We start from the raw sequence: 10012 nt of genomic DNA, 5'->3' as shown, positions 1-10012 counted from the left end.
GCGTCGATCATGTCGCGGGCGTCCGAGCCCGGCTCCTCCATCGAGAACCACACGACCTGGCCCGAGCACCGCCGGCGCATCTCGCGCACCAGTGGGTCGTCGGCGTTGAGGACGGCGTGCCCGTCGCGGGGGACGGCCTCGACGATGACGGCCTTGACGTCGGCGAGCTGCTCGACGGTGTCGATGCCGCGCAGGCCGAGGTGGTCGGGTTGCACGTTGAGCACCACGGCCACGTCGTTGCGCTCGTAGCCGAGGCCCTCGCGCAGGATGCCGCCGCGGGCGACCTCGAAGACGGCCGTGTCGACGCGGGGGTTCTGGAGCACCATCCGGGCCGAGCGCGGTCCGCTGGCGTCGGCGCGGATGACGAGGCGCTCGTCGATGACCACCCCGTCCGTGGAGGTCATGCCGACCTTGCGGCCCATGCCCTTGAAGATGTGGCTGATCATCCGGCTGGTGGTGGTCTTCCCGTTGGTGCCGGTCACCGCGATGATCGGGATCCGCGACGTGGCGCCGGGCGGGAAGAGCATGTCGACGACCGGCTTGGCGATGAACTGCGGCTCGCCGATCGTCGGGTGCGTGTGCATCCGGAAGCCCGGAGCGGCGTTGACCTCGCAGATCGCGCCACCGGCCTCGCGGACCGGCTCGGTGATGTCGGGGCAGATGAAGTCGATGCCGGCGATGTCGAGCCCGACCATCCGGGCGGCCTCCTCGGCGATCTCGACGTTCTCCGGGTGGGCCTCGAAGGTGCGGTCGATGGAGATGCCGCCCGTGGACATGTTGCCGGTCAGCGCGAGCTTGACCATCTCCCCCTCGGCGGGCACGGACTCCAGGGAGTGGCCCTGGCCGGCCAGCACCTCGAGCGCGGCGTCGTCCACCTTGATGCGGGTGAGGACCTTCTCGTGGCCGACCCCGCGACGGGGGTCGGCGTTGGTGAGGTCGACGAGCTGCTCGACGGTGGAGGTGCCGTCCCCGGTCACGGAGGCGGGCACCCGCTCGGCGATGGCCACCATCCGGCCGTCGATGATCAGGCAGCGGTAGTCCTTGCCGGTCACGAACGACTCCACGATCACGGTGCCGCGGCGCGACTGCTCGCGGGCGATCTCGTAGGCGCCGCGGACGTCCTCCTCCGACTGCAGGTCCAGGCAGACACCGCGACCGTGGTTGCCGTCCAGGGGCTTGACCACGACGGGATAACCGATCCGGCGGGCCGCGGAGACCGCGGCGTCGGCGGAGCGGACGGACTCCTGCTTGGGCACCGGCAGCCCGGCCGCACCGAGGAGCTTGGTGGTGAGGTCCTTGTCGGAGGCGATGTCGACCGCGATCGAGCTGGTCTCGCTGGTCATCGTCGCCCGGATGCGCTTGGCATGGACGCCCTGGCCGAGCTGGACGAGGGAGTACTGGTTGAGCCGGATCCACGGGATGTCCCGCGAGACGGCCTCGTCGACGATGGCCTGCGTCGAGGGGCCGAAGGCCGTGCGCTCGGCACGGCGGATGAAGGAGTCCCGCTCGGTCTCCCAGTCGAAGTCCGGGTCGCCCTGCACCAGGTGGTTGACCAGGCGCACCGCGAGCTTGCCGGCCTCGAGGCCGACCTGCTCGTCGACGTACCCGTAGATGATGTTGTAGCGGCCCTTGTGCCCCTTGACCGAGCGGGTCTTGCCGCGCCGGATGTCGTGTCCCACGACCTGCTGCAGCGACAGGGCGACGTGCTCGGCGACGTGGCCCAGCCAGGTGCCCTCCTGCAGCCGCTCGAGGAAGCCGCCGCGACGCCCGCGGGAGCAGGAGTGCTCACGCAGCCCCGGCAGCATGGACACGAGCTCGTCGGTGAACCCGGGGAGCGTGTTGGTCGGGAACTCCTCCAGCGAGCCGAGGTCGACGACCAGGTGCACGGACTTGTCGTAGGACCAGACGTTGGCCCCGCGATAGACGCGGGTCTCGAGGATCGTCAGGTCGGGCGTGGGGCGCTCGCTCATGCGGGGTCTCCGTCCTGGGCAGGGGTGGGCGTGGAGGTGGTGAGGGGGGCGGTGGAAGGAGCGGTCGTCTCGGTCACCTTGCGTGCGCGGGCGAGCCGGCGGCGCAGGTTGGTGGGGGAGACGTCACCGGCGGCGATGTCGCGGGCCAGCTTGCGCAGGTCACGACCGGCCTCGGCGATCTCCTCCGCCTCGCTCTCGTCGATGACCGGCTCGAGGGGGACCAGGGCGCGTGCCGTCAGGTCGTACGACGCTCCGGCCGGCAGCACGTGGAGCGTGAGCCCGCTGGCGAGCAGCGGCGCCGACTGCCGGGCCTCGTGGGCGTTGGACACCATCCTGGCCGGGTCGAGGATCGTCACGGCCCCCTTGCCGGCCACCCGGAGCACCTCGTGGCCGTCGACGACCTCCACGATCGCGGCGGTGTCCTCGTCGACACCGATCCCCAGCAGCTGGGGGCTCTGCGCGACGATCATCAGCAGCCGGCCGTAGCGGTTGCGCTGGTCGAAGTGCTGGTCGATCACCGTCGAGCCGACCAGGCCCAGGCCGGCGGCGACCTGCGTCATCCGCTGCTTGGGCGTCGCGCCCCCGGACCCGAAGGCCACCATGTGCGACGACTGGATGCTCGCGCCCGCCGACGTGCCGGCGACCACCGCGCCCCGCTCGTGGGCCGCGACGATCGCGTCGCCGAAGGGGGTGCCGCAGACGACAGCCGACAGCTTGAGCTGGTTGCCACCGGTCATGAAGATGCCGGTGGCGTCGTCGATGGCGGCGACCAGGTCGGGGTCGTGGGCGGCCTCGCGGCTCTCCGGGCGGGCGGCACGCACCTGCCCGGCGCCCAGCTTGGTGAAGAGGGCGTCGTAGACCTCGACGATCTCGGGGCCGAGGGACGATGCGGTGGGGATGACGACGATGCGGGCGTCGTGGCCACCACTGGCGACGACGAACTCCTTCAGGATGGTGCGCTTGCGGAGCTTGTCCTCGGCACCGCCGATGATCATGAGGGGTCCAGAGGGCATGGGGTGCAGAGTAACGGTGCCCCGACCCCGGGATTCCCGGCGGTGGAGCCCGCGGCACGCACACCGCGTCCGGCGAACGCCCACCCCTGCGGGCTGAGTCATCCGGATGGGCCAGTGACAGGACGAACCCGGGGCTGGGACAGTGTGCCCGTGCAGGAGACGCAAGCCGCCCAGACGACGCCAGCCCGCAGGCTGGTGGTCATGCGGCACGCCAAGGCCGAGTCCTGGGGCGACTCCGACCAGGGCCGCGCCCTCGAGCCCCGCGGCCACGACGACGCGGCAGCCGCCGGGAGCTGGCTGGCCGCCCGGGGCTTCGTCCCCGACCACGCCCTGGTCTCGACCGCCGTCCGCACCCGTGAGACGTGGGACGCCGTCGCGGCCGCCGCCGGCTGGAGCATCGAGCCCGACTTCGACACCGGCCTGTACGCCGCCGGCCCCGAGGCCGCCCTCGACCTCATCCGCGACGTGCCGCCGCACGCCACCGACGTGATCGTCATCGGTCACAACCCCACGGTGGCCTACCTCGCGCAGCTCCTCGACGACGGCGGCGGCGACGCCGAGGCCGGCGCTGCGATGGCCGGTGGCTACCCAGCCGGCGCGCTCACGATCCTGGAGTACGCCGGCGCGTGGGTCGAGCTCGACATGGCCTCCGCGTCGGTGGTCGCCTTCCACGTCGGTCGCGCCGAGGTGAGCGGAGGCTGAGCGCCCCGGTGTCCCCGGCAGACCTCGTGGCGCGGTTGCGGGCCGCAGGATGCGTCTTCGCCGAGGACGAGGCCCGTCTGCTCGCCGGCACCGGCCTGTCCGGCGACGACCTGGAGGACCTGGTGGCGCGTCGCGTCGCCGGGGAGCCGCTGGAGACCGTGCTGGGCTGGGTCGAGTTCGCCGGCCGGCGCCTCGTCGTGGCACCGGGTGTCTTCGTGCCGCGCCGCCGCACCGAGCTGCTGGCCCGGGTCGCCGCGTCGTACGCCGACCGGTCGAGCACGCTGCTCGAGCTGTGCTGCGGCGTCGCGCCGATCGCCGCGGTGGTCCCGGCCTGCGAGGCTCACGCCAGCGACGTCGACCCGGTCGCCCTCGAGTGCGCCGCACGCAACGTCCCGCACGGCACCCTCCACCTCTCCGACCTGTACGACGCCCTCCCGGACGGCCTGCGCGGGTGCGTCGACGTGCTGGTGGCCAACGCGCCGTACGTGCCGACGGACCGCATCGCGCTGATGCCGCCCGAGGCCCGCGACCACGAGCCGGCCGTCGCGCTGGACGGCGGCGTCGACGGGGTCGACCTGCACCGCCGGATCGCGGCAGGCGCGACTGCGTGGCTGGCGCCCGGGGGAGTGCTGCTCGTCGAGACCAGCCCGGGCCAGGCGCCCCTCACGACCGCGGCCATGGAGGCCGCCGGCCTGGCAACCCACGTCGAGCGCGACGACGAGGTCGGCGGCTGCGTCGCCGTGGGCAGGGCCGTCGGCGTCAGATCGGGGGAGCGGGGGTGACGATGCCGTCGGCGGCGTCGGCCGCCTCGATCTCCTCGCGGGAGATGCCGAGCAGGTAGAGGATCGTGTCGAGGTAGGGCACGTTGACCGAGGCGTCGGCCGCGTCGCGGACCACCGGCTTGGCGTTGTAGGCGATGCCGAGCCCGGCGGCGTTGAGCATGTCGAGATCGTTGGCCCCGTCGCCGATGGCGATGGTGGCGTCGACGGGCACCCCGATGTCGGCGGCGAACTCCCGCAGTGCGTTCGCCTTGCCGGGCCGGTCGACGACGTCGCCCACCACCCGCCCGGTGAGCCGCCCGTCGACGATCTCGAGCTCGTTGGCCCGCGAGTAGTGGATGCCGAGGTCGGCGGCGAGCCTGCTGGTGATGTGGGTGAAGCCGCCCGAGACGATCGCGAAGCGGTAGCCCAGCCGCCGCAGCACCCGCACCATGGTGCGGGCGCCGGGCGCGAGGTTGATGGACTCGTAGACCTCGTCGAGCGCCGACTCCGGCACGCCCTCGAGCAGCGCGACCCGCTCGCGCAGCGACTCCTCGAAGTCGATCTCACCGCGCATGGCCCGCTCGGTGACCGCGGCGACCTCCGCCTCGCAGCCCGCGTGGGCGGCGATCATCTCGATGACCTCGCCCTGGATGAGGGTGGAGTCGACGTCCATGACGATGAGCCGCATCGAGCGCCGCAGCAGGCTGGCCGGTTGTACGGCGATGTCGATGCCCTGGGCGGCGGCCTCGACGGCGAGCAGCGGGCGCAGCACCTCGGGCTCCACGCCCGAGATGGCCAGGTCGATGGCGGTGACGGGATAGCGGGCCATCCTCTCGATGCGGTCGATGTTGGCGCCGCAGTCCGCGATCCGGCCGGCGATGGCCGACATCGCCGCCGCCCGGAGCGGTGCGCCCAGCACGGTGACGTGCGAGCGTCCCGAACCGCGCTCCCGGTTGTCGCCGACGCCGCGGTCGACCTCGACCTGCATGCCCAGCGAGGACGCGGTCTCCTCGATGGCCTCGCGCAGCTTCTTCCAGTCCCGCGGCGCGGTGATGAGGACCCCGAGCACGAGCCGGCGGCGCAGCACGATCTGCTCGATGTCGACGACCTCGACGCCGGCGGCCGACAGGGTGGCGAACATGGCTGACGTGACGCCGGGCCGGTCCTTGCCGGTCAGGGTCACCAGGAGGGTCTTGGGGTGCTCGTCCACATCGGTCATCTCGCGCCCGAGGCTATCCCCGTCGGGCGGGGTGCTCAGGACTCCGGCCACACCTCGGGCGAGCAGGCCGCCACGACCGCTCGACGCGACGCCCGCTCGAGGGGGGCCAGGGCATCGCGCCGGCGTCCGATCTCGTACGACGACAGGGCACCGCCGTCGTCCTCCAGCGCGAGGTCGACGATCGCCCACCCCTGCAGCCCTCGGGCGGCGAGGTCCGTGCAGCGGGGCGGCACGCCGAGGGGGGCCTCGAGCGCGGGGCGGTGCCTGAGGTTCATCAGCCTGTCGGCCACCTCGGGCCGCCACCGGGCGACGTCGAGCTCCGCGAGCACGGTGGCGGTGTCGACGAGCGCGGCGCGCAGCGCCCGGTCCGCCTCGCCCACGTCGGGGAGCTGGCGCGGCGCCGACGGGCTGGCCTGCCACCGCACGACCTCGCCGACGACCGAGGGCACCAGCGCGAACGAGGCCAGCACCACGGCCTCGCCGGAGTCCACGGCCAGGTCGTTGAGGCCGCGAGGGCCGCCGAGCCCGAGCAGGTCGCCCTCGACGGGGAGCGCGAGGCCGGCCCGGTCGGCACCGGCACGGCGGGCCGCGACGAAGGCGTCGAGCAGCGTCGTACCGGAACCGTCGGTGACGTCCTCGAGGCCCTCGACCACGTGCCCGAGGTCGCCGTCGGTGACCGCGTCGAGGGCGTGGTCGGTGACCTCGTCGCCGCGCAGCCAGGCAGTCAGCCACCACGCGAGGCGGCCGGACAGGGGGAGTTCGAGTGACACGGCTGCTGAGGATACGTCGGGGTCGTCGGGAGTGCGGTCCCTGCTGGATAGGGTGACCCGCATGAGCGCCGTGATCGAGTGTGCAGGTCTCACGGTGCGCCGTGGTCGGGCGACGCTGCTCGACGACGTCGAYTGGACGGTCGAGGAGGACGAGCGCTGGGTCCTCATCGGTCCCAACGGCGCCGGCAAGACCACGCTCCTCCAGGTCGCCTCGGCGCAGATCCACCCGACCGAGGGCGTCGCCGGCATCCTCGGCGAGGTGCTCGGCACGGTCGACGTGTTCGACCTGCGGCCCCGCATCGGCCTGACCAGTGCCGCGCTCGCGGACCGCATCCCGCGCAGCGAGCTGGTGCAGGACGTCGTCGTCTCCGCGTCGTACGGCGTGCTGGGTCGCTGGCGCGAGGAGTACGACAGCCTCGACCACGAACGGGCCGCGAGCCTGCTGGGCGAGGTCGGCGCGACGCACCTGGTGGACCGCACCTTCGGCACCCTCAGCGAGGGCGAGCGCAAGCGCGTCCAGATCGCCCGTGCCCTGATGACCGACCCCGAGCTGCTGCTCCTGGACGAGCCTGCCGCCGGCCTCGACCTGGGCGGCCGCGAGGACCTCGTCTCCACCTTGAGCGTGCTCGCGCTCGACCCCGACTCGCCCGCGACGGTGCTGGTGTCGCACCACGTCGAGGAGATCCCGCCGGGGTTCACCCACGCGATGATGCTGCGTCAGGGCAAGGTCGTGGCGCAGGGTCCGCTCGAGCGGGTGGTCACCGAGGAGGCGCTGTCCGAGACCTTCCAGATGCCGCTCCGGCTGAGCGTGGAGGACGGTCGGTACGCCGCGCGGCGACGCACCCGGCGCAGCACCGTTTGAGGCTGCACCCGACCGGATAGGGTTTGGCCATGGACTGGCTGCTGCGACACCTCTGGGAGGCCTGGTTGGGCCTGGCCATCGTGCTCGGGGTGGCCGAGATGTTCAGCCTCGACCTCATCGTGGGCATGCTCGCCATCGGTGCCGTCGTAGGCATGGTCCTGGCGCTGGCCGACCTGCCCTTCGCCGTCCAGGTGCTCGGCGCGGCCGGTGCATCGGTCGCGATGTTGGCCCTGGTGCGTCCGTCCATGATGAAGAAGCTCGAGTCGGGGCCCGACCTCGAGCTCGGGCACGGCAAGCTCGTGGGCACCCAGGGGATCGTGACCGCCGAGATGAGCGGCCTGTCGACCGGGCGCATCAAGATCGGCGGAGAGGACTGGTCGGCGCGTCCCTACGACGACACCATGACCATCCCCGCGGGCGAGACCGTCGAGGTCCTCGCCATCAAGGGCGCGACGGCCTACGTGCACCCGGTCGCCCGCCTCGAGTACTGACCGCACCACGTCACCACTTCCGCACCATCACCATCCACGGGGGAGAACCACCACAATGCCCACAGCACTGCTGATCCTGTTCGTGCTGCTCGTCCTGTTCATCGTCGTGCTGATGGCCAAGACGGTCCGGATCGTGCCGCAGGCGCGCGCCGGGATCGTCGAGCGCTTCGGCAAGTACAAGGGCACGCTGCCGGCCGGACTCAACATCCTGGTCCCGTTCATCGACAGGTTGCGCTACCTCATCGACCTGCGTGAGCAGGTCGTGAGCTTCCCGCCGCAGCCGGTGATCACCGAGGACAACCTGGTGGTCTCCATCGACACCGTCATCTACTTCCAGGTCACCGACCCGGTCGCCGCGACCTACGAGATCGCCAACTACATCCAGGCGATCGAGCAGCTCACAATGACCACGCTGCGCAACATCGTCGGTGGCATGGACCTCGAGGAGACGCTCACCAGCCGCGACTCGATCAACTCGGGCCTGCGCGGCGTCCTCGACGAGGCGACCGGCAAGTGGGGCATCCGCGTCAACCGTGTCGAGCTCAAGGGCATCGACCCGCCGCCCTCCATCAAGGACTCGATGGAGAAGCAGATGCGCGCCGACCGCGAGAAGCGCGCCGTCATCCTCACCGCCGAGGGTCAGCGGCAGGCCGCGATCCTCACCGCCGAGGGCTCCAAGCAGTCGCAGATCCTCAACGCGCAGGGTGACCGCGAGTCGCAGATCCTGCGGGCCCAGGCCGACCGTGAGGCCTCGATCCTGCGTGCCCAGGGTGAGGGCCAGGCCATCCAGACGGTCTTCCAGGCCATCCACGACGGTCAGCCCGACCAGTCGCTGCTGGCCTACCAGTACCTCCAGATGATGCCCAAGATCGCCGAGGGCAGCGCTAACAAGGTCTGGGTCATCCCCTCGGAGATCACCAAGGCGATGGAGGGGCTGGGCTCCTCGATCCACGAGATCGCCGGCATTCCCAAGGACGCCACGCCGCGCACCCGCGTCGACATGGGCCCCACCGAGCCCCAGGGCGGCGTCAGCCCGGCGGGTGACGCCGAGCTCAGCGACGCCAGCAAGGCCGTCGAGGAGGCCATCGCGGCCGCCGAGCTCGCGGCCCGGCCGAGCCGGGCCACCAGCGGTCCCCTCGACTCGCTCGGCGGGGCGACCCCGCCGGTCGCCGCCGAGCCGACCGACCCGTCGGCCGGCGAGGGTCCGGTCGACCCGAGCGCCCCGGGGGCAGCCCCGGCGTGACGTGGATCGAAGCCGTACTGATCGCCCTCGCGGGCGTGGCGGCCGGCACCATCAACACGGTGGTGGGGTCGGGGACGTTGATCACGTTCCCGACCCTGCTGGCGTTCGGAGTCCCCCCGGTGACCGCCAACGTGTCCAACTCGATCGGGTTGGTCCCGGGCTCGATCACCGGCGCCGTGGGCTACCGCCGCGAGCTGCGCGGTCAGCGCGCGCGCCTCCTCCACCTGGCCAGCGCCTCCGGGCTCGGTGGCCTGCTGGGCGGCGCGCTGCTGCTGTGGGCGCCGGGGGCCTTCGAGGTCGTCGTCCCGGCGCTCATCCTCCTCGGCCTGGTGCTCGTGCTCACCGGTCCGCGCATCTCGGCGTACGTCGCTCGCCGCCACGAGGCCAGCGGCGGCCTGCCCGAGCGCGGCGCCTGGTGGGTGTGGCCCGGGATGTTCGCGTGCGGGGTGTACGGCGGCTACTTCGGCGCCGCCCAGGGCGTGCTGATGATGGCCGTGCTCGGCATCGGGGTGGACGAGACCCTGCAGCGCCTCAACGGGGCCAAGAACGTGCTGGCCGCGCTGGTCAACGGCATCTCCGGGGTGCTCTTCATCCTGATCGCCGACGTGGACTGGCGGATCGTGGGTCTCATCGCGATCGGTGYCGTCATCGGCGGGGTGATCGGGTCCTCGGTCGGTCGCAGGCTGCCCTCCGCGGTGCTGCGCGGCTTCATCGTGGTGGTCGGCGTGGTGGCGCTGGTCGCCTTCCTCGTCTGAGGAGACCAACCCGTCCGGTGCGTCAGGCCTCGACCCAGGCCTGCAGCCAGGTGTCCAGCTCGTCGTAGACCCTCGCCCGGACGTCAAGCAGGGACAGCACCACGTCGTGGCGCGCACCCTCGACGGCGATGCTGGTGACGTGCCGGCCCAGGCTGGAGGCCCCGCGGCGGATCTGCTCGACGTCGAGGACCACGTCGTTGCGGTGCACGGCCTCGCCCATGGTCGT

At 72.2% G+C, this 10012-nt stretch carries 10 protein-coding genes and 1 pseudogene; 6 read left to right on the top strand and 5 right to left on the bottom strand.

The genetic code is table 11. From position 1 onward, the window contains the following. Positions 1–1970: cyanophycin synthetase (cphA, locus tag AC1DQF_RS19850; protein ID WP_477526953.1), on the bottom strand; the 1970-nt coding region annotated here is incomplete at its 3' end. Further along, positions 1967–2983: a cyanophycinase gene (locus AC1DQF_RS19845; RefSeq protein ID WP_477526952.1), complete on the bottom strand. Its 1017-nt coding sequence runs from the start codon at positions 2981–2983 to the stop codon at positions 1967–1969. The genes cphA and AC1DQF_RS19845, both read right to left, overlap by 4 nt. Before the next feature lie 150 nt (positions 2984–3133). Here AC1DQF_RS19845 and AC1DQF_RS19840 point away from each other — a divergent pair, with 150 nt between their 5' ends. Then, positions 3134–3685: a SixA phosphatase family protein gene (locus AC1DQF_RS19840; RefSeq protein ID WP_477526951.1), complete on the top strand. Its 552-nt coding sequence runs from the start codon at positions 3134–3136 to the stop codon at positions 3683–3685. 8 nt (positions 3686–3693) lie between these two features. Beyond that, positions 3694–4467 (top strand): putative protein N(5)-glutamine methyltransferase, encoded by a 774-nt coding sequence (locus AC1DQF_RS19835; RefSeq protein ID WP_477526950.1) that lies wholly within the window; start codon positions 3694–3696, stop codon positions 4465–4467. On the opposite strand, the gene serB is transcribed toward AC1DQF_RS19835, so the two are convergent. Beyond that, on the bottom strand, positions 4445–5665 hold the full coding sequence (serB, locus tag AC1DQF_RS19830; protein WP_477526949.1) for a phosphoserine phosphatase SerB: 1221 nt from the start codon (positions 5663–5665) through the stop codon (positions 4445–4447). The two genes, AC1DQF_RS19835 and serB, sit on opposite strands and share 23 nt — an antisense overlap. Before the next feature lie 35 nt (positions 5666–5700). Next, complete coding sequence (locus AC1DQF_RS19825; RefSeq protein WP_477526948.1) at positions 5701–6435, bottom strand: hypothetical protein; 735 nt, start codon at positions 6433–6435, stop codon at positions 5701–5703. Between the two features lie 61 nt (positions 6436–6496). On the opposite strand from AC1DQF_RS19825, the gene AC1DQF_RS19820 reads away from it, so the two are divergent. The 4 genes from AC1DQF_RS19820 to AC1DQF_RS19805 are packed head-to-tail and all read left to right on the top strand — an operon-like array spanning position 6497 to position 9786. Next, positions 6497–7297, top strand: coding sequence for an ABC transporter ATP-binding protein (locus tag AC1DQF_RS19820; RefSeq protein ID WP_477526947.1), 801 nt, complete (start codon positions 6497–6499; stop codon positions 7295–7297). 29 nt (positions 7298–7326) lie between these two features. Then, the gene (locus AC1DQF_RS19815; protein WP_477526946.1) at positions 7327–7788 is read left to right on the top strand and encodes an NfeD family protein; all 462 of its coding nucleotides are present in this window, start codon (positions 7327–7329) and stop codon (positions 7786–7788) included. Positions 7789–7843: 55 nt separating this feature from the next. Continuing rightward, the gene (locus AC1DQF_RS19810; protein WP_477526945.1) at positions 7844–9031 is read left to right on the top strand and encodes an SPFH domain-containing protein; all 1188 of its coding nucleotides are present in this window, start codon (positions 7844–7846) and stop codon (positions 9029–9031) included. Continuing rightward, the gene (locus AC1DQF_RS19805) at positions 9028–9786 is read left to right on the top strand and encodes a sulfite exporter TauE/SafE family protein (RefSeq protein WP_477526944.1); all 759 of its coding nucleotides are present in this window, start codon (positions 9028–9030) and stop codon (positions 9784–9786) included. The genes AC1DQF_RS19810 and AC1DQF_RS19805 overlap by 4 nt, the downstream gene beginning before the upstream one ends. A 22-nt stretch (positions 9787–9808) precedes the next feature. Here the strand turns inward: AC1DQF_RS19805 and AC1DQF_RS19800 are convergent. Continuing rightward, positions 9809–10012: pseudogene (locus AC1DQF_RS19800) on the bottom strand (alpha/beta hydrolase); the annotation flags it as partial.

The sequence above is a fragment of the Nocardioides sp. P4_G4 genome (genome assembly GCF_056401085.1).
This window is presented reverse-complemented; position numbering and strand designations above follow the sequence as displayed.